Annotated in this window: 14 protein-coding genes; 9 read left to right on the forward strand and 5 right to left on the reverse strand. The window is 38.3% G+C overall.

Annotated elements, in window-relative coordinates; translation table 11 throughout:
- Nucleotide 1: 1 nt before the first annotated feature.
- The 8 genes from ACY2A0_RS16705 to ACY2A0_RS16740 all read left to right on the forward strand — a co-directional run bounded on the left by ACY2A0_RS16705 (nt 2) and on the right by ACY2A0_RS16740 (nt 11480).
- Nucleotides 2-1603 (forward strand): SusD/RagB family nutrient-binding outer membrane lipoprotein, encoded by a 1602-nt coding sequence (locus ACY2A0_RS16705; protein ID WP_461790516.1) that lies wholly within the window; start codon nt 2-4, stop codon nt 1601-1603.
- Nucleotides 1604-1609: 6 nt separating this feature from the next.
- Entirely contained in the window at nt 1610-3172 is a 1563-nt protein-coding gene (locus tag ACY2A0_RS16710; protein ID WP_461790517.1) for a DUF5689 domain-containing protein, read from the forward strand.
- Between the two features lie 81 nt (nt 3173-3253).
- On the forward strand, nt 3254-4696 hold the full coding sequence (locus tag ACY2A0_RS16715) for a hypothetical protein (RefSeq protein ID WP_461790518.1): 1443 nt from the start codon (nt 3254-3256) through the stop codon (nt 4694-4696).
- A 62-nt stretch (nt 4697-4758) separates the two neighbouring features.
- On the forward strand, nt 4759-7014 hold the full coding sequence (locus tag ACY2A0_RS16720) for a phospholipase D-like domain-containing protein (RefSeq protein WP_461790519.1): 2256 nt from the start codon (nt 4759-4761) through the stop codon (nt 7012-7014).
- 13 nt (nt 7015-7027) lie between these two features.
- On the forward strand, nt 7028-8443 hold the full coding sequence (locus ACY2A0_RS16725; protein ID WP_461790520.1) for a calcineurin-like phosphoesterase C-terminal domain-containing protein: 1416 nt from the start codon (nt 7028-7030) through the stop codon (nt 8441-8443).
- A 34-nt stretch (nt 8444-8477) separates the two neighbouring features.
- Nucleotides 8478-9380 (forward strand): glycerophosphodiester phosphodiesterase family protein, encoded by a 903-nt coding sequence (locus tag ACY2A0_RS16730; protein WP_461790521.1) that lies wholly within the window; start codon nt 8478-8480, stop codon nt 9378-9380.
- 58 nt (nt 9381-9438) lie between these two features.
- Nucleotides 9439-10782 carry a glycerol-3-phosphate transporter gene (gene glpT, locus ACY2A0_RS16735; protein WP_461790522.1) on the forward strand — a complete coding sequence of 448 codons (1344 nt, stop codon included), beginning with the start codon at nt 9439-9441 and terminating at the stop codon, nt 10780-10782.
- Between the two features lie 8 nt (nt 10783-10790).
- Nucleotides 10791-11480: a GDSL-type esterase/lipase family protein gene (locus tag ACY2A0_RS16740; RefSeq protein ID WP_461790523.1), complete on the forward strand. Its 690-nt coding sequence runs from the start codon at nt 10791-10793 to the stop codon at nt 11478-11480.
- Nucleotides 11481-11549: 69 nt separating this feature from the next.
- Here ACY2A0_RS16740 and ACY2A0_RS16745 read toward each other — a convergent pair whose 3' ends face one another.
- From ACY2A0_RS16745 to ACY2A0_RS16755, 3 genes are all read right to left on the reverse strand, one after another.
- Nucleotides 11550-11972, reverse strand: a complete 423-nt coding sequence (locus ACY2A0_RS16745; protein WP_461790524.1) for a hypothetical protein — start codon at nt 11970-11972, stop codon at nt 11550-11552.
- A gap of 166 nt (nt 11973-12138) precedes the next feature.
- Nucleotides 12139-12525 carry an NTF2 fold immunity protein gene (locus tag ACY2A0_RS16750; protein ID WP_461790525.1) on the reverse strand — a complete coding sequence of 129 codons (387 nt, stop codon included), beginning with the start codon at nt 12523-12525 and terminating at the stop codon, nt 12139-12141.
- A 131-nt stretch (nt 12526-12656) separates the two neighbouring features.
- Nucleotides 12657-13433 carry an XRE family transcriptional regulator gene (locus tag ACY2A0_RS16755; RefSeq protein ID WP_113634748.1) on the reverse strand — a complete coding sequence of 259 codons (777 nt, stop codon included), beginning with the start codon at nt 13431-13433 and terminating at the stop codon, nt 12657-12659.
- 133 nt (nt 13434-13566) lie between these two features.
- On the opposite strand from ACY2A0_RS16755, the gene ACY2A0_RS16760 reads away from it, so the two are divergent.
- A complete protein-coding gene (locus ACY2A0_RS16760) occupies nt 13567-13908 on the forward strand; it encodes a GIY-YIG nuclease family protein (RefSeq protein ID WP_461790526.1) in 342 nt (113 codons plus the stop codon).
- Between the two features lie 169 nt (nt 13909-14077).
- Here the strand turns inward: ACY2A0_RS16760 and ACY2A0_RS16765 are convergent, their stop codons facing one another.
- On the reverse strand, nt 14078-17203 hold the full coding sequence (locus tag ACY2A0_RS16765) for a basic secretory protein-like protein (protein ID WP_461790527.1): 3126 nt from the start codon (nt 17201-17203) through the stop codon (nt 14078-14080).
- A gap of 44 nt (nt 17204-17247) precedes the next feature.
- Entirely contained in the window at nt 17248-19707 is a 2460-nt protein-coding gene (locus ACY2A0_RS16770; protein ID WP_461790528.1) for a transglycosylase domain-containing protein, read from the reverse strand.
- Between the last annotated feature and the right edge of the window lie 352 nt (nt 19708-20059).

Here is a 20059-nt window from a genome sequence, read left to right on the forward strand (position 1 = left end):
TATGAAAAAGAATAATAAAATAACGATATATGCCTTATTAGCGATCATTGGTTTTAATACTTCATGTACTAAAGATTTTAATGAAGTAAATACCGATCCAATAGGTAAATCACAGGTGGAAGCCTATCAATTGATGACATTTCCACTGGTGAATGTATTAAATGCAAATTTGATTCGTAACCGTAACTTCAATAATGAGTTGATGCAGGTTACTGTAGATAGGAATGATGCGGAGGGAAGGGTTTTTAGATATGATGTAAGACGAACTTGGGCTGACTTGACTTGGAACGCCTGGTATGTGAACTTAACAGATTTAAAAGATATGTACAACGTTGCCAGCGATCCAGCAAAGGCGAATAAATCATATCAAGGAGTGCCGTTGTTAAACAAATCATATCAAGGAATTTCGTTGATTACTCAAAGTTGGGTTTATTCGTTATTGACAGATACATACGGTGATGTACCTTACATTGAGGCGAATGATGGGAAGGGAGGAAACTATCAACCAAAATTCGATAGACAGAGGGATATTTATTTAGATATCTTCCAGAAATTGGAAGCTGCAAACAACTTGCTTAAAGATGGTACAGTTATTCTTCCAACAAGTGATCCTGTGTTTAAAGGAGATGTAGCTAAGTGGAGAAGGTTAGGAAACTCTCTTTATCTACGCTTATTGCTTCGTGTTTCTGGTAAAGCGGAAGTAGCAAGCACAGCAATTGCTAAAATTAAGGAGATGGTGGATACTAATCCAGCAAACTATCCAATAATGGAGAATAACACCCATACAGCAAGAATACTCTGGAATGGTACCAATAGTACAACAGCTGCTTTTTCTTCGCCGTTAATGTCAGGAGTTAGACCAGTGGATTTTAGAAGCCCAGGTATTGCAGAGTTTTTTATAAATAACTTGGTGGTGTGGAATGATCCACGTATCCAGGCGGCTTATGGTCGTAGTGGTGTTAACCGTTTTGGTATTCGTGCAGGAACTAGCGGCTTTGTTGGTATTCCAAGTGGTTATGCTGCTGGTACTCCGATAAACGTTGAATCTAGGTTCTACTCTGAAGGAGAAACTAATAACCCATTAACGCTTCAAACAGATCCAAATACAGGTATTATTATGAACTGCGCTGAAGTTGACTTTATTTTAGCGGAAGCTGCTGCAAAAGGTTGGATTAGCGGTTCGGCTCAAAACTACTATTATAAAGGTATTGCCGATGCCATCAACTACTGGATTCCAACCATCATGAACGGTGGCGCAACAGATCCAATGGTATTAAATTACGTTGATGCTGCGGATATTGAATGGAATAATGCCTTGCCATTATCTAATCAAACTCCTGGTTCGGTTAGTAAAATGTCGTTAATTCATTTGCAAAAGTACTACGCTTTGTTTTTAGTCGACTTTCAACAGTGGTTCGAATACAGAAGAACTTCGTATCCAATTATACCTAAAGGAGCGGGATTAGTCAATGGTGGCCGCATGCCAGCTCGTTTAAATTATCCATTAGTTACACAATCAACTAACCCAAGTAGTTATAAAGATGCCGTAGCAGCGCAAGGTGCAGATGACATCAATACTTTAGTTTGGTGGCAAAAACCATAATATTTAATGATGATGAAAAAGACATTAATTAACATTTGTTTTATCGCTACCACGGTTGCGGCGGTAGTAGGTTGTAAGAGAGATACGGATTACGTTCAAAGTACACCAAGTCCGTTTATCTCTAACTTCGACCTGAAGAAATCTTTTAAAGAAACAGATTTATCTTTAACAGGAGATATATTAAAAGGTGCAAATTCAATTAAGGGAGTAGTAGTTTCAGATTTCACAGGTGGAAACTCGCCTTCCGGACTGCTTGTTGTACAAAATTCACGCATGGTGGGTAACGGTATTGACTCTGTGAGGGGCGTAGCGATTAACATCGGCGCTGATGCGACGAAATATGCCTTTGGAGATTCAGTGCATATTAAAATTGAAGGAGCTACCATGAAACGCATGGATGGAGTTCTACAAATTATCGGAGTTCCAACATCATCTATTACCAAAGTATCCTCAGGAAAAGCGGTGAAAATCCCAGTGGTAAATGCGGGGCAATTATTAGCTTCTCCAAAAACTTACGAAAGTACTTTGATAACTATTAGTAACACGGTGGTTGAGCCTGAACCGGGTCCAAGTGAAACCTTTGCAGGTGATAAAGTAATCAACGATGGATTTGGAAGGGCAAGCTTACATACCGAAGCTACAGCTGTATTTGCCAATGAGAAACTACCTCCAAGTGCTAACTTTACAGGAGTGGTGTATTTTAAGCAACAAGGTAGCGTGTCAACACCTCAGTTGTGGATCCGCAAACTCGACGATGCATTTGAACTTCCTTTAATAAAACCATCTGCGGTAATTATTACTGGATATTTACCTGACCCACAAGGTAGCGATGCTAATTACGAATACATTCAGCTGTTAGCCACTAAGGATATTGATTTTAGCCAAACACCTTATTCGGTTGTAACTACTAATAACGCAGGATCAACTAATCCTTTTCCAGTGAATGGATGGGCTATTGGTGGTGCACGTAGTTACAAATTTAACCTTACTAGTGGTACGGTGTCTAAAGGACAGTTCTTTTATGTTGGCGGTACTACTAAATTAATTTGGGGAGCAAACTCAACCAATATTTCTTCAGCAAAATGGATAAGTTCAGTTGATTATACAGCTGTAGCAGGCGCTGATTTCGGGGCTGTTACCACCAACTTGCTAGCAAATAGTGGAAACGTAGCTGGAATGGCTGTGTTTAGTGGAACTACGGTAAATGCTTCTACAGTACCTTTGGATGTGATCATGTATGGAGGTAGCAATGCCAATTCCGGTAACGTATATTCGGCAGGTCCTCCTGAAGTTGGTTACAGAATAACTAACACAGATTATTATACTACTATTAACCCATCAACCAGAAGAGTTCAAAATTTCTTCGCAGCTGGAACCAACACCAACAGGTTAGGATTTCAAATTACGCAAGCTAATCCTACTGGAGGCAGTTTCATCAGATTGGGTGGGATTTATGATGCCACTAGCGGAAGATGGAAAACAGGAAGAGCATTGTTCAATGTTACAATGAAACTTACATCTCAATTAGCTGATATAGAAACTGGAGGTGCTACGACGCTAGAGAATTAATAAAAAGAATAGCCAACGAGAAATACTCGTTGGCTATTCTTTTAAGTACTACATCATTAAACAAACCAAAAATTAAAATATATGAAAAAACTTTTACTTACTTTTTCTTTAGCTGCAATGTTGTTGTCTGCTAAAGCACAAATTGTGATTACCGGTATTATGTACGACCCTAGGGGCACAGATGCATTTACCGCAGGAACGGCAATTGGCGACTACACGTCGAAAGGTGGTTTTGAATACGCTCAGTTTAGGGCTACTCAAAATATTGATTTTTCTGTAACTCCATATTCAGTAGTCTTTTGTAGGAACCCCGCGGCAACTACTACTAGTTTGCAAAATGGTTGGGCAGCTGGTGGAGATCGTACGTACAAGATGGACTTAACAAGCGGTGTTGTACAAAAAGGAGACGTTTTTTATGTAGGCGGCTTAGATAAAAGACTTGCTGGCTATGTAACCATAAGCGGAGTAACTTATTTGACTGCAGACATGAGTACCTCGAAATGGATAAAAGCAGTTGATTATGCCACTAATTCTGGAGATGGTGGAATCGGAACTGCAACAACAGCATTATTGCCCAATAGCGGAAATCCTGGAGGCGTAGCTGTATTTGTGGGAACTACTGTTACTAGTACAACCGTTCCTTTAGATGTTGCTTTTTTCTCTAGCGCCAATCCTATAACTTCTGTAACTTCGGTTTATAACAGTACCAGTCAGTGGGGCTATCTTGTGCCTAACAATGATTTTTACAGCACAACCGATACCTTTTTTGGAAAGGGTTCAAATACAAAAACTTTCGTTTATCCAATGGGTACAGGTAGTGCGGTAAATAACGGTGGCTTTCTCAAGTTAGGTGGAGATTATGATACAAATTCTAATACTTGGAATGTGCCAAGAAGTTCAACTACTTTGGTTTTGTTTCCTAACGGTACTCAGGCAGATGCTGATGCTTTTACGGTAGCCGCAATTGAAACCGGTATCACCACTCTTCCTGTTTCCTTAACTAACTTCACTGCCAAAGCCAACAAGCAAGGTACCATTAACTTAGCTTGGTCAACAGCTTCAGAGCAAAATAACTCTCATTTCGAGATTACTCGTTCAGCTGACGGTAAAACATTTAATAAAATTGGTCAGGTTGCTGGCTCAAATAACACTGCAACAGGTAAAAACTATAGCTATACCGATGCAAATCCAATTGCAGGCGTAAACTACTATCAACTTAAACAAGTAGATTTTGATGGAACCTCAGCTGTTTCTAAAGTTACTTTTGCGAAAGTTGGCTTGGGAACTAACGATTTAACGGTAGGTATGTCATCGAATAGAACTTCGTTAACGGCAAATTATAATGCTTCCGTTAACGGAAAGGCAACTTTCGCTGTGTATACGGTTGCAGGTGCTAAAGTAACAAGTGTTGAACAGCCTGTTACTGCTGGAAGCAATCAAATTACTTTGCCGGTAGCATTAGGCAATTCTTTGCACATATTAAAAGTAACACAAGGAACAGAGAGCATTTCTGTTAAGTTTTAAAAGGTAACATTTATCCGTTTGCAAGGGAGATCACACATCTCCCTTGTTTGTTTAAAAATGTAATGAGAAGATTTTTATATAGTTTGTTGCTCGTATTTACCAGCTTAACTGCATTCAGTCAAGCTAGTTTACAAAGTTTACCACAGGTATTATTTACTGCTCCAGGGGCGGTAGCCAAAGGTAATTCATCGCCAATTATTTTAAACAAGATTATCGAATTGGTTGATAATACACCCGCTAATGATACCATTTCGATGTCGATATACATGTTTAATTACGATCCCTTAATTACTGCAATTAAGAATGCGGATACAAGAGGCGTAATTTTGCGTTTAATTATTGATAATAGCAGAACTGATAGTCAGGATGTAAATGCAAGTACTTTTACTAAGCTCTCTACATTATCATCAAATGCTGAAGTCGTTTCTTTTAATAGCGATGCGAGTACCAGCTCCATCAATCACACTAAATTTGTACTTTTTTCAAGGGTAAATACCACAAGTGGTTTACAATCGAAGATCTTGGTGCAAAGTTCCCACAACTTTACCAGCTCCGATTCAAAAAAACTTCAAGACGCCATTATATTTAACCATGTTGGTTTATACAATTCCTTTTGGAAATACTTTAATGAGATAAAAACACGTACACCAAGCGGAATGGCGGGTTACACTTATACCGAATATACCGATGCCGCCGCTGGAATTAAAGCCTGCTTCTTGCCTCGAAGAGGAACAAGTCAGCCAGATAATATTATTGACATTTTAAATAGCATTAGCAACGTGTCTACAGCAAAAATAAGAGTGGGCATGTCTGATTGGGTGGTGAGTAGATTAAACGTTGCTCAGAAATTAACTCAATTGAGTGCAGCTGGCGCACGTGTTGAAGTAGTAGTTAAAAACAAAATAGATCCAGAAATTCAAACTGAGCTGGCGAAGCTCAACAATACTGGTGGTTATTTAAAAATGTACAACTTAGTGAATGACGATGATCCGACAGTAAACATACATGCAAAATTTATGGTAATTGAAGGAACAATAAATGGAGCGGCCAATACGCAAATGGTTGTAACGGGCTCTCATAATTTCACTACAAATGCATTACGCTACAACAATGAAATTTTAATGGTACTCACCAACTCGCCATTATTTAGTGCTTATGCTACTTACTTTGATAATATCAAGTACATTGATCCTCCCGTTTCTGTAGCACGTTGGAATTTCAGGGGCTTGGTAGGAAATGAGGCAAGTGTTGCTGCTGCGGCAACCGCAAGTGGTATTACTACCGATCCGGTTACGAGGGGGAGTGGCTATAACACCAGTAATACGCTAGCTAATGGTTTCAGTTCCGCAGTTACATCGTTTTCTACCTCATCATTAGCAAAAGCCAAAACCAATAATGAGTTTTTCCAATTTGCACTGAGCGTGAATTTAACAGGCGATAACGTATTGTCTTTATATGCGATTGATGCACGCTTAAGAAGAAGCGGCAATGGCAATAACAATTTGCTTTGGGCGTACAGCTTGGATGGGAATGTTTATACAGATATACCATCCTCTGCAACAACCTTTACTGATAGCGATGACGCCGGAATTTTCAGGCCAACGGTAGATTTGCGTAGCATTGCAGCTCTACAAGCGCTTGCTGGCGGCACAAAAGTTTATTTCAGATTGTACGGCTGGGGAGCAACCACATCTGGCGGCTCTTTTGCGTTCGGTCGTTCAGCTACAAGTACCGAAGCCACGTTAGACGTAAGCGGAGTGAGCTATAATATCCTTCCGGTTCAACTTTATACATTTACTGCTAAAGCACAGAATAGTAAGGTAAAAGTGGAATGGCAAACCTTATCCGAAAAACATAATGCTAGTTTTACTTTGCTGAGGTCGGATGAACCTACTAAGAACTATAATCAAATTTATTTGACATCAGGTCAAGATACCAAATCAACAGCTACAACTTACCAATTCGATGATTTAAATCCGTTAAACGGAACAAATTATTACAAGTTAATACAAACTGATTTGGATGGAAAACAGCAAGTTTATGGTCCAGTTACAGCAAAAGTTGGACTGGCTACAAAAAATGCCGTTACCACTTATGCTTCATTAAACACCCTTGAAGTGAAAGTAAACTTCAACCAACAAGCTAATGGTGAACTTGCATTGTACAATGTGAGTGGTCAGAAAATAAATAATACCAGCGTAAAGCTCCACGAAGGTGTTAACGCTTTTTCCATTCCTGTGAATATCCCTACAGGGGTTTATCTTCTTAAATTAACAACTCAAGCCGATATCATCGTTAATAAATTCGTAAAAAATTAGTACGTTAAAACTCATGAACCGTAGAATTTTCCTTGAACGATTTGGACTTTTAGCCACAGGTATGGTGGTTAGTCTTAAATCTAATGCCTTTAACCAACTTAAACACGGTAATGTTATCACCGGACAAGTAACCGACGGTAAAAATCCAATTGCAAATGCTGTGATATCTGATGGTTTCGCCGTAGTAAAAACTGATGCTAGCGGTCGCTATTCAATCACTTTAGGCGAAAAATCTGAGTTTGTTTTTTTAAGCACTCCGTCGGGTTACGATTTTAAGACTGATACGGGAAGCATCAACCGTCAGTATGAAACTTTGGGCGCTCGAAACGAACTAAATTTTACGCTCAAAAAATTAAAACAGGACGATAATAAACACCATTTTATTATTTGGGCCGATCCTCAGGTAAAAAATAAAAAAGATGTTGCCCAAATGATGGAAACTTCGGTACCTGATGTCAAGCGGTTGTTAAAAGACTTAGGTAGCAAAGCGCTGGTACACGGTATTGGCGTAGGAGATTTAGTTTGGGATGCCTTGCCTTTGTTTGATGATTATAACAAAGCGGTGGAGCAAATGGGAATTCCGTTTTTCCAATGCTTAGGAAATCACGATATGGATTATCGCCAAGGCGGAGATGAAACTTCTGACAGGACCTTTAAGAAATATTATGGACCAACTTATTACTCTTTTAACAGAGGAAAGGCGCATTACATTGTGTTGGATGATGTGAGATATTTAGGTGAGGATAGAAAATATGATGGTTACATTACTGAGGAGCAGCTGGCTTGGATGGAAAAGGATCTTCAGTATATTTCAAAAGATGCCCTAGTTATTATCAATGCGCATATTCCTATCCACAATGGTGTTAAAAATAACAGTGCGTTTTATGCCTTGTTGAAAGAATTTAAAAATGTTCACGTGATGTCTGGTCACACGCATTACAATGTGAATGTGATTAAGGAAGGCGTGTTTGAGCATAATCATGGAGCTGTTTGCGGCGCATGGTGGACTGGGCCAATTTGTAGCGACGGTACACCTCGCGGCTATGGAGTTTACGAAGTAACAGGCAATCAGTTGAAATGGTACTACAAGGGAACTGATATGGATAGGAAGTATCAGCTAACCATCGATATTGAACCTCTAACTGGTAATAACCGTATCATTGCAAACGTGTGGAACTACGATCCTGAATGGAAAGTAGAATGCTTTTTAGACGGGCAGCCAATAGCTATGGAAATGATGAAAGGTTACGATCCTGAGTCAGTTAGGCTTTACAAGGGGGATAAATTGCCACAAGGTAGAACTTTTGCCGAACCTACTAGAACTGAACATTTGTTTATGGCGCATTGTAGTTCTTCGGTTAAAGTGGTAAAAGTAGTAGCAACAGATAGGTTCGGTGAAAAATTTACAGCCGAGAAAAAGGTAAATTAGTTTGCTGAACATTATAAATATTTAAAAACATAAAATGAAAAGACTTTTCTATCCTTTAGGGATATTGATCATAGGGTTAAGTGCCTGTTCTGTTAATAAAACCGTTAAAATGGATGAGGTAAAATTTCCAAGTTTCAGTGCTGAAGCACATAGAGGGGGCAGAGGCTTAGTTCCCGAAAATACCATTATCGCAATGAAAGATGCCATGAGTTATCCAGCGGTTACCACTTTGGAAATGGATACGCACATCACTAAAGATGGCAAAGTGGTAGTTACCCATGATGATTACCTTAGTCCTGGCTTTATGTTAACACCTGATGGTAAGGAAATACCTGCGTCAGATGCTAAAAAGTATAACGTTTTTAAGATGGACTATAGTGAGCTAAGGAAATTTGATATCGGAACCAAGCCACATAAAGAATTTCCTCAGCAGCGCAAAGTGAAAACATACATTCCATTGCTTGCAGAACTCATCGATAGTGTACAAACAGAAGTTAAAACTAAAGGCAAAAAGCAATACTTTTACAATATCGAAACTAAATGTAGCGCAAAAGGTGATGGCGTAACCAATCCAACACCTGAAGTTTTTGTAAAGTTGTTAATGGAAGTAATTAAATCGAAGAAGATAGAAAACTATGTGGTAATCCAATCATTTGATAAGCGTACCATACAAATTTTGCATAAAGAGTATCCGCATATCAAAACTTCGTTTTTAGTGAGCAATAAAAAATCTTACGAAGAAAATATGGCTGATCTAGGTTTCAAACCATTTATTTTAAGTCCGGCTTACAATATGGTAGATGCCAGTTTAGTTAAAAAAGCACATGCTGATGGTGTAAAGGTTGTGCCTTGGACGGCGAATACACCTGAAGAAGTTGCCCGCTTGAAATCATTCGGTGTTGATGGCATCATAACCGATTATACTAACTTACTATAACTAACTTTACTTATACCAGTTCTTGTGAGAAAATAAGAGCTGTCAACTAACCAAAATAATGAGTTTTAAATTATTTCAACCTCCAGCGCATCAACCGCTAATTGAGAAGGATAAAATTGATCCTGTGTACAAGAAAATGCGTTTGCAGGTTTTTATGGGGATTTTTTTAGGCTACGCTGGATATTACTTCGTACGTAAAAATTTTTCCCTAGCCATGCCTAATTTGAAGGAGCAGGGTTTTGATGAGTCTGATTTGGGTTTGGCGCTTTCGGGTGTGTCCATTGCTTACGGTTTAAGTAAGTTTTTAATGGGTAATTTATCCGATAGGAGCAATGCCAGATATTTTATGGTGGCGGGTTTGGTGCTTTCTGCACTTACCATGATTGCTATGGGAACGCTTCCTATCGCAACTTCGTCCATCGCAGTAATGTTTATTCTGCTATTCTTAAACGGATGGTTTCAGGGCATGGGCTGGCCGCCTTCGGGCCGAGTAATGGTGCATTGGTTCTCTATCAAAGAACGAGGCAGATGGATGTCTATCTGGAATTTAGCACATAACGTAGGTGGCGCTTTGGCACCGCAAATTACATTGCTAGCGGTGTTTTTATTCGGTACTTGGCAAAGTAAATTGTTTTTACCGGGTGTGGCTTCACTTTTAATCGCAGTAGTAGCTTTTATCTTTATTAGAGATACGCCACAGTCAGTTGGCTTGCCATCTATTGAGGAATACAAAGATGATTATCCTGCTAATTACAGCAAAGAGCATGAAAAGGAGTTGTCTGCTAAAGAGATTTTTGTGAAGTACGTACTTAATAACAAAATGCTTTGGTACATCGCTATTGCCAATGCTTTTGTGTATTTAGTAAGATACGGTGTTGGCGATTGGGCACCTACTTACCTAAAAAATGTAAGGGGTTTCTCTGAGTCGGAGGCGAGTTTTGGGGTTTCTTACTTCGAGTTGGCCGGTATTCCGGGGACTTTGTTGTGTGGTTGGTTGAGTGATAAAGTTTTTAAAGGCCGCAGAGCTCCAGCAACCATTTTATTTATGCTGATAATCGGCGTAGCGTTGCTATTATACTGGAAGGCACCAAATGACAGTCACCTGTTGATCAATGGCGCTTTGATAGCTATCGGATTTTTAATTTATGGTCCAGTAATGCTAATTGGTGTGCAGGCGTTGGATTTAGCTCCAAAAAAAGCTGCAGGAACTTCTGCAGGTTTCACGGGCTTATTTGGATACTTTTTAGGTACAGCGCTTTTTGCAAACGTAGGCGTAGGTAAGCTCATCACCAATTTTGGATGGGATGCCTCATTTATTGTGTTGTTGCTGGCTTGTGTATTGGCTATTATTTTTACTGCCTTCACCTGGAATAGAGAGAAACGAAATTTAGCAAATAGATAATTTGAAAAATGATGAAAGTAACGATCAAGAATTTAATTCTTTGCCTTAGCTTCCTAACATTAAGCTTCGGAGTTTATGCTCAAACAAAACCTTATGATACTACCTACCGCCCAGCGAAGTACAAGGAGTTGGTCGAAAAATTTAATGCTGATCCAAAAAGCAAAAAGGACTATATCTTTTTAGGAAACAGTATCACTGCTGGAACCGATTGGTCTAAGCTGCTTAATTTACCACAAGCGAAAAATAGGGGTATTTCTGGTGATATCACTTTTGGTGTGTTGGAGCGATTGCAAGAAGTTATTGACCGCAAGCCTGCTAAAGTTTTTGTTTTAATTGGTATCAATGATGTTTCTAGGAACATCCCGGACAGCTTGATTTTAAGAAACTATAAAACAATCATCAAGCGTATTAGAGAAGGATCTAAAAAAACTCAGATCTATTTTTATACCTTGCTTCCAGTAAACGCATCATTCGAGAAATTTAAAAATCACTATGGTAAAGATGAGCACATTCTCTACTTGAATGATGAGATTAGGAAGTTTACCGCTAAAAATGTAACTGTAATAGATTTATATCCTCACTTTTTAGATGCTGATAAAAAGCTAAAAGCGGAACTTACTAAAGATGGTCTGCATTTGATACCTGCTGGTTATGAAGTTTGGAAAGATGTTTTGATTAAAGGTGGTTACCTGAAGTAACCCTATTGTAAACTAAAAAATCCCACAATTTGTGGGATTTTTTAGTTATAAACCTAAATAGAAAATATACTAGTTGTTGTTTTCTTCCGCTTTAGGAGCTTTGTTAGCTCTGCCCTTACGATCTCTCATTCTTTCTTTAAGCTTGCCTTTCATTTCCTCTTTCGATGCAGCGTAGGTTTTTTGTTGGTCGGCAGTTAAAACAGCGTTGATTTTTTCATCATGAGCTTTCATTGCTGCTTTTCTTTCCTCAAATTTACCTTTCATCGCTGTAGCATCAGTTTTACGTAATTCGCCTTGCTGCTTAATTCGATCTAGTTCAATTTGTTTAATCTTTGATTTTTGATCATCATTTAAACTTAACTTAGTTTGCATCGCTGTAGCTATTTTTTCAGCTTTTTCTTCCGGACTAAGTTTTGCTCTGTCATTTTTCTGTGCATAGCTAGCTGTGATTCCTAATACAGCAAAAGCTAAAGTGAACAATAATTTTCTCATCTTTTAAAAATTTAATTTAACGAAAGACATGCTCTCGAAGGTTTCATTGTTTATATTGATGAGATGTAGAAACTTGGAAGAGGTTTAAAAAGGAGCGTGTTAAAAAATGTTAATGTGCTTAATGTTGGAAAACCTCAAATTTAATTCCGTTGATGCCGACAGTAATTTATTTTCCGTGAGAAATTTTTATGATTTTGCTGTTACGAGCGTCGATAATCATGAGAAAAGTCCCGCCGTCATAGCCTTCGAGTGAGGTGCCTGACAATACCCAATAATTTCCAATTAAATAAACTTCGTATGGCCGTTGTTTGATGATGTTTTTTCTCCCGTAAATATCAAATAAGATTGGTTCACTAACTTTTATTGCAGTTGTACTGTCTTTGATTATTAATGAACCATTGTTAACTAGATTTTGGCTGAGTGTGTCGCTAAGGGTCAATTTAAGTTGTTCTTCAGCATATGATTTACCAAAAATTTTTTTCTTGCCTTGAAAAGGGGTGCACGCTATCGCAAATACTATAGCAACTGCAATAAAGTACTTTAATATTCGCATTTCAACAGTTCGGTTTATTTTAATGAAAACTGATAAACAAGGCTCCTCAAAAAAATAAAATGATTAGGGCTAGACTAGCGAAGTTTTTGGAACTTCGCTAGTCTTAATTGGTATATAGGTTTAAAAAGCTTTTAGTTTTTATTTAACTGAGAGATAGACTTCTGCATTTGCGCCATCATGTTTGATAAGGTTTCTATCGTTGGCTCAGGTGTAGGTTCAGGAAGGGAAGTCGATAAATAGGCCTTTGCTTTCCAGATCTCTAGAATATCATCTGCAGGAACCGAATAAGCGTCGTAGATTTTATTGTCAGAGACGAGTTTCAATTCCCTGTCTTCCTTAAATTTATTGCCTGCTCTCTTATAAACTACACCTTCGTTTTTGCTAATAATTACATAAGTGTCTCCAACCTTAACATCATTCCAGTTATCCAGATATTCTCCAATAATGATGCTTCCCGGTTGTATAGGTAACATCGAATCTCCTTTAATTTCGAATGCTCTATAGGTGCCTTGCTTTAGAGAGGGGATGGGTAATTGGAATTTAGGTAGGTCTTGAATATATTGTGGGTCTGAGAATCCATTGAGGTAACCTGCGCTTGCCTTTACGGGAACCAATTCAATATTTTCGTTGTCATCTTTATCTACAGAAATGCTAAGCACCCTCAAATTAGAGCCTTGACTTTTTGGCTTAGGCTTCCAGTTATCGTTAATTTTTTCGTTGATAAACTCGTCGATAGTTAGTTCAAAGTATTCTGCTATTTTTTTTAGTAAATCATATTTGGGTTCTGCTCTGTCTTCTTCGTAAGCGCCAATTAAAGATCGCTTAATTTCCATATTATCAGCGAACTGCTGCTGCGTTAAACCTTTCTTTTTGCGAAGGTATTTTAGATTGCTAGAGATATTAGACATACAAAATAATTTAAAATAAATTTGTTTTTACTAAAATTGTTAGTATTATTGTGCCAATAAAATTAGTAATTATAATTTGAATCGCAAAATAATATCTAATATAATTAGTTTTTAACCATTAAATGTTGTAGTCATGAGAAAAATAGTTTATATCGTAACAGACAGAAATCGTACAACTTTGCATGTTGGTATGAGTGCCGATTTGATCAAGACTTTGGATTTCTACAAGAAGATGCCAAACTTATTTTTTGATAGTGCACAGCAACTTACTCGTTTGGTTTATTTCGAAGAATTTAAAACTGAAGCTCAGGCTTTGTCTAGGTTTAAGATAGTAAGTAGATTTACTAGAGCTCAAAAAGAACGCTTAGTGCGCTCTTGCAACCCAGATTGGATTGATCTGACTGCTGGCCTCGATTACGAAAATATGTACATGAGAAAGGTAAATAACCAATCCTTGTTGCCTTTGGCAGTATAAAGCAAAAAGGAGCGCTGATCATCATCAGCGCTCCTTTTTAACATTGAAGTTTAAGTATTTATTGTTTATGCTTCAAGTTTCAGCTTTTCATTAGCTTCTTAAAGAACTTAGCTATCAACTTTTTTTAGCTTAAACTTTCTACTTGCAACTTTTTGCTTTCGACTAACGGTTACCAACCAGGAGCAAACGTTAACCCAAATACACCACCTTTCACATCTTTTCTGGTAAATGGAAATGCATAATAAGGTTCCAAAATCATTGCGCCGAATACATTTATTCTAACTGATACACCAGCACTTAAAGCAGGTACACGCTCAATCAAATATGGTTCTCCATTTGGATAATAGCCAATCCTAGTAGAAGACGGGGAACTTTTGAATTTCACTTCTGTATCTTCCGTCCAAGCTACACCTGCATCAAAGAAGAGGTTCAAATCCGTAAATAAGAGGTTGGATGGGATTTGAGCTAATTTTTTAGGTCCGGTAAAAGGCAAGCGAAGTTCGAAATTGAAGATAGCTAATTTGCTTCCCGAAAGTTGGTTGATGTCGAAGCTGCCATTATTTACGGTTTGATTGTTATAGAATGAATTAGGCTCGTATCCTCTAATTAAATAATTGTAACCGGCAAAGAGTGGGTATAAGTTTTCGCCATCTCGGCCCAAGCGCAAGTAGTTATAAGAACGCAAGGCTAAAGTAACTGGCTTAAACCTAAAGTATTTTCTTAAATCTACAGCAAGCGCCGTAAAATTAAAATCGCCAAAATATTTTTCTGCGCCCACACGGTACCTGAACCCATCTAAAGGCGCAGTAACTCCAAATATCGAATTATCACCTACAAAATAGGCATTAGTTTGAAATATGCTAAAAGGTCTCAGCGGAGTGCCTAACGCACTTTCTATTTCTTCGGTACTTACTTTTTCTCTGTCTGAACCAGCAAATCCTACTACGGTAGATCCATTTAGCAAATAATAGTTGTTGAAACGATCAACACGGTAACTGTATCTTGAAACAGCCCCACCTAGTTCAAAACGATGAACTTTGTTAAATGGGTAGGCTGCAAAACCTTGTATTTGATCTTCGAAGGTTCTAAGTATATTGGTTCTATCTACCAAATAATCATCGCCGTTTTGCTTAATAACATCTCTGGTTAAAAAACCAGTTACGTAAGGGATATGAGATATCGCTCCTCCCCAGTTAATGCGGCTTGCTTGGTTGATGTAGGCGGCCATGCCACCAAAATCTTGAATTTCGCCGTTGATAGCTAAATTAGCCACAATTTGGTTTTGGCCAAGGATATCACTAAACATTCCCATTACACCGCCTTGCAAACCAGTGCCAAAACGGCTTGTGCTTACGCCTACACCACCGCTATTAGCTAAGTAATCTAAACGGAATTTAGGCTTATAAGGTATAATTTTAAGCGAATCAGTGGATGTACGCTCAAACCTGCTAAAATTGTTAAGGTTGGAATTAACGATATTTACACCCAAGGTTTCTTGTGGAGGTAAAATTGCAGCATTGAAGTTTACATCATTTGCTTCTACATCTTTAGCTCTAAAATTACTGTAGGCTGAGTTGTAAAGGGTATAACGTTGATAGCGGTAGTAACTATAAATGATTTCATCGTTTCTTGATACGGTAATGGCAGGAGAGAATTCTGTGATTCCACTTATGCCAGTGAAATAGTCAGTAAGTTGCTTTAACTTGCTGTTCTCTAAGTTGTACTCATATAAGTTTCTAAAGCCATCTCTGTTAGATAAGAAGAATAGACGCTTGCTGTCACCTGAGAACTGTGCATTCAGGTTATTTGCACCAGGGAAAACAGGTACGTTGGTTAACGATTTACTTTCGATATCGTAAATGGTTAAATTGATTGGGTTTACCGCATTGAAATTCCCAGATTGAATAGCTGCTCTATCAGAAGAGAAAACAATTTTCTTTCCATCTGGAGAATAACTAGGAGCGTAGTCGGAATACTCATCGTTAGTAATTTGTGTTACTTTTTTCGTTTCTAAATTGTACGAAAAGATATCACTTTGTCCTTCAACCATCCCGGAAAAGGCAAGATCTTTACCATTAGACGACCATGTTAAGTTGCCAAATTGTTCTACTTGTTCCATTCCTGTACGTAATACAGTACTTCCATTTTCCACGTTGATAATCAAAAGTTGATTACGTCCCTTGCTGAAAATACTAAAGGCAAATTGCTTTCCATCAGGTGACCAAGCTCCAGCGGATTCGAGGAAATTAAAATCATCGATATGGGAGTTGGAAATTTGACTACTCAATTTACGAATGATTTTTCCCGTTTTAGCATCAGCTAGGAACAGATCAATCCCAAATAAATCCTTTTCAGATAGAAATGCAAGATATTTACCATCTGGACTTATTGCCGGTGCCACGTTCATGTTTCCTGCATTTTTATTATCAACGATTTTGGCTCCGGAAATTTTAATTTGGGAACTATCCGCTCTTAGCATCGGTCGATAGTGCTTTTCTATGGCATTTTTCCATAAGCCCGAGATAGTTTTATCATCGTAACCGAATGTGTACCTTAAACCGTTTTCGTAACCAAATCTTGCAGTAGCCTTAAATAAAGGTACAATCGTAGTATCTCCGTAAACTGAGCCGATGAACGTCCAGAAAGCCTGACCATAACGATACGGAAAGTATTTATTGGAATTGGTGAGGTCTTTTAAAGATGGAATGTCTCTATTTAACAACGCATCTCTCATCCACATCGAGGTAAAGGCATCCTTTTTTCCAACAGAAAGGTATTCGGCCATACCTTCCACCATCCAGAGTGGTGTTTGTCCAACCGCTTCCAAAGGGATAGAATCCTTCTCTAACAATAAATGGTACTGAAAAGCGTGTACCAACTCGTGTCCTAATACGTGTCTTGTTTGGCTTCCGAGTTCCATTATCGGCATAATTACCCTGTTTTTGAAAGCTTCGGTAACACCGCCTGTTCCTATACCAATTTCACCTTGTAGTGCGGTGGTTTGCTGGAAATCAGGGTGATTGTTGTACAGAATAATAGGATTCTTCTTAAAAAAAGTATCTCTGAAAACCTCTTGGTGCATTTTGTACCAAGTCTCGGCATCCTGAGCAAATTTATTTAAAAGCTTCTCGTTTTTTAGATAGTAGTAGATCTCAAAATGCGGAGTTTGCAATACCTTAAACTTCTCGTTTTTATAGCGAACTTTGTTTTGTCCGAAATATTGAGCTTTGGCATTAGCTAAACCCACTAATGTAACAATGGCGATTAAGATAGACTGTTTTAGGATTCTATTCATATCTGATGATGATTGAGACTAGTCGTGTAAATTTGCTGAAAGCTTTAATTATCGTTTTTTTTCTTTTCCTTCTCTTTTTCTTTTTCCTCTTTACGTTGTTTTCTTTTCAGTTCGCGTTCTTCCTTTTTTGTTAATGGAACAGCTGCTACGGGTTCTTGTTTAGGAGCATTTTCCGTAGGTTTTTTTTCTTCTACTTTAGTTGCCGGCTGTTGTTCTATTTTTATTGGTTCTGGCTCAATGGTTGGATCGCCTATATCAAGCGAATCAACTAACGTAGAATCAGTTGAAACCGTATCTACCTGCTGGCGTGGGGTAGGGCAGTTATAGGTACGTGTAATCTCAGTTTTTGGTTTTGCGAACTGTCCATAAGTATAGCCGCTGTTAGGGTCATCGTACACCTTTACCATGAACTTAGCAAAAATTGGTAGTGCCGTTCTTGATCCTTCTCCTTGTTCGCCATTTTTGAAGTGCGCCGTTCTTTCGTCGCAACCTACCCAAACGCCGGTAACCAAATCTTTAGTAATTCCCATGTACCAAGCATCTACATAATCTGATGAAGTACCTGTTTTACCGCCAATTTGGTTGTTCTTTTTGAACAAATCATTCCATTCCCATAAAGCTTGAGACGTTCCTCTTGGCTCTTCAATACTACCTCTGAACATGTAAAGCATCAACCAAGCAATTTCTTCCGTTAATGCACGTTTAAATTTAGGTGCAAATTCTTCGATGATATTGTCATTTTGATCGGTGATTTTTTCAACTAATATTGGTTCTACTTTATTTCCTTCGTTTAAAAAAGTGCCATAAGCTTTCACCATCTCGTAAACGGTAACGTCATTTGAACCCAAACTTACTGAAGGCACAGATTCCAGTTTACTATCAATACCACATTCGTGTGCCCATTTCACTACGTTGTCCCAGCCCACTTTTTCTGTTACTTGCGCAGTTACCGTATTTACCGAGCGGCCCATTGCCCAACGTAAAGACATATCTTGGTAAGAATAGCTCCAGTCAGCATTTTTAGGTTCCCAATATTTGGTTTCTCCTTTATCTTGATAAGCAATCCTAACTGGCTTATCTGTAAATTTATCGCAAGGGCTCATGCCGCTTTCTAACGCAGCCAAGTAAGCAAATGGTTTAAAAGTTGAGCCAGCTTGTCTTTTCGACTGATTAACGTGGTCGTATTTGAAAAACTTATGGTCTATACCGCCAATCCAAACCTTAATTTTTCCGGTACGAGGCTCCAAAGTCATCATCCCGGTGTTTAAAATTTTGCCGTAATAACGAATAGAGTCCATGGTTGAAAACAAGGTATCCCTATCACCTTTGTAAGTGAAGATCTTCATCTTCTTTTTTTTGTTGAAATAAGCTTCAACAGAATCGGGTTGGTTAGGGAATTTTTTTTGTAGCAAAGCATAGATAGGTAACGATTTTTTTGCCCTGTCTGGATAGTCCACTTTTTTTCTTTCGCTATCTTCCCACGGATCTTCATTTCCCCATACACTATAGAATCTACGTTGAAGGATTCGCATTTGATCTTTTACGGCTTCTTCTGCATAACCTTGTAGTTTAGAATCAATGGTGGTGTAAATTTTTAACCCATCTTCATATAAGTTGTAATTATTGTCTTCGCACCATTTTTCGAGGTACTTGTCAACAGCAGTTCTCAAATAAGAATCATTTTCGCTTCCTTCATCTTCAGCTCCAACCTCAATTCCGATTGGCGCCGTTTTGTAGTTTGCCAAATCTGCTTTTGACAAATAATTGTATTTGTTCATTTGCGATAAGACCACATTACGGCGATCTAGAGATTTCTCAGGATTTTTGATAGGGTTGTAGGAGGTAGTTGCCTTTAACATGCCCACAAGTAAGGCTGCTTGAGGAACGCTCAATTGACTCGCTTCTTTGTTGAAGTAGATCCTAGATGCCGTTTTAATGCCGTAAGTATTATTGCCAAATGAGACCGTGTTAAGGTACATGGTGATAATGTCGTTTTTAGAATAGTTGGATTCCAACTTTAATGCAGTCATCCATTCCTTTAATTTGGCTACTACGGTTCGTACTACAGGAACTCGGCCAGCTAAACCAAACGACTTGTTGTAGCGTGTACGGTAAAGATTTTTTGCCAACTGTTGGGTAATTGTACTCGCTCCACCTTCCTTTCCCATTCCTACAACGGCACGTCCCACGGCTTGAACGTCAATACCCGTATGTTTGTAAAAACGAACATCTTCGGTGGCTACCAACGCATTAACTACATTTTTTGAGATGTCGTTAAAACTTACAGGAGTTCTGTTTTCCTTGAAGTATCTTCCAATGAGCTTGCCATCGGCGGTGTATAACTCAGATCCTACCCGTTGCGAAGGCTTCTTGATATCAGAGTAAGAGGGGGAGTAGCCAAATAACCACAAAAAGTTAATTTGAAGTGCGCAAAAGAAGATGATAATGAAATATATGAAGATAATGGTAAATCGCAGGTACTTATTCTTGATTTCTTTAAACATGGTATAAAGATGTAAAAAACGATAAAAAAATATCTGTTAAATTGTGTTAAAACAAACACTACAAATTAACGTATTTAATTTACTTAATTTTAGTGATAACTTTAAAATTTTAGCCAATTGGGTATTTTATTACAAGGTGTGGTTAAACTTATAAGTCAAATTAGCCATAAGGCGATAATGCCAAGCAGGAGTAAGTTGTTATTGGTTTATTTCAAGCTACGCTACATCATAAAGGTGTTTAAATGGTGGACGAAACAAAGTGGTGACACTGGTGTTTTCATTTTCATCTGTAGTTGGTGCCTCACCTTTGATGCTAAAAGTTGGCGAAACTATAGCCTTATGCTTTAAATAC

Origin of the sequence: Pedobacter sp. (genome assembly GCF_965249885.1) — a bacterium.
Lineage (GTDB): Bacteria > Bacteroidota > Bacteroidia > Sphingobacteriales > Sphingobacteriaceae > Pedobacter.

Bases quoted from the DNA above. Each gene is read 5' to 3' on its own strand.
- ACY2A0_RS16730 (WP_461790521.1), top strand. From the start codon at position 8,478: ATGAAAAGACTTTTCTATCCTTTAGGGATATTGATCATAGGGTTAAGT.
- ACY2A0_RS16725 (WP_461790520.1), top strand. From the start codon at position 7,028: ATGAACCGTAGAATTTTCCTTGAACGATTTGGACTTTTAGCCACAGGT.
- ACY2A0_RS16750 (WP_461790525.1), bottom strand. From the start codon at position 12,525: ATGCGAATATTAAAGTACTTTATTGCAGTTGCTATAGTATTTGCGATA.
- ACY2A0_RS16745 (WP_461790524.1), bottom strand. From the start codon at position 11,972: ATGAGAAAATTATTGTTCACTTTAGCTTTTGCTGTATTAGGAATCACA.
- ACY2A0_RS16755 (WP_113634748.1), bottom strand. From the start codon at position 13,433: ATGTCTAATATCTCTAGCAATCTAAAATACCTTCGCAAAAAGAAAGGT.
- ACY2A0_RS16705 (WP_461790516.1), top strand. From the start codon at position 2: ATGAAAAAGAATAATAAAATAACGATATATGCCTTATTAGCGATCATT.
- ACY2A0_RS16715 (WP_461790518.1), top strand. From the start codon at position 3,254: ATGAAAAAACTTTTACTTACTTTTTCTTTAGCTGCAATGTTGTTGTCT.
- ACY2A0_RS16720 (WP_461790519.1), top strand. From the start codon at position 4,759: ATGAGAAGATTTTTATATAGTTTGTTGCTCGTATTTACCAGCTTAACT.
- glpT (WP_461790522.1), top strand. From the start codon at position 9,439: ATGAGTTTTAAATTATTTCAACCTCCAGCGCATCAACCGCTAATTGAG.
- ACY2A0_RS16770 (WP_461790528.1), bottom strand. From the start codon at position 19,707: ATGTTTAAAGAAATCAAGAATAAGTACCTGCGATTTACCATTATCTTC.
- ACY2A0_RS16710 (WP_461790517.1), top strand. From the start codon at position 1,610: ATGATGATGAAAAAGACATTAATTAACATTTGTTTTATCGCTACCACG.
- ACY2A0_RS16740 (WP_461790523.1), top strand. From the start codon at position 10,791: ATGATGAAAGTAACGATCAAGAATTTAATTCTTTGCCTTAGCTTCCTA.
- ACY2A0_RS16765 (WP_461790527.1), bottom strand. From the start codon at position 17,203: ATGAATAGAATCCTAAAACAGTCTATCTTAATCGCCATTGTTACATTA.
- ACY2A0_RS16760 (WP_461790526.1), top strand. From the start codon at position 13,567: ATGAGAAAAATAGTTTATATCGTAACAGACAGAAATCGTACAACTTTG.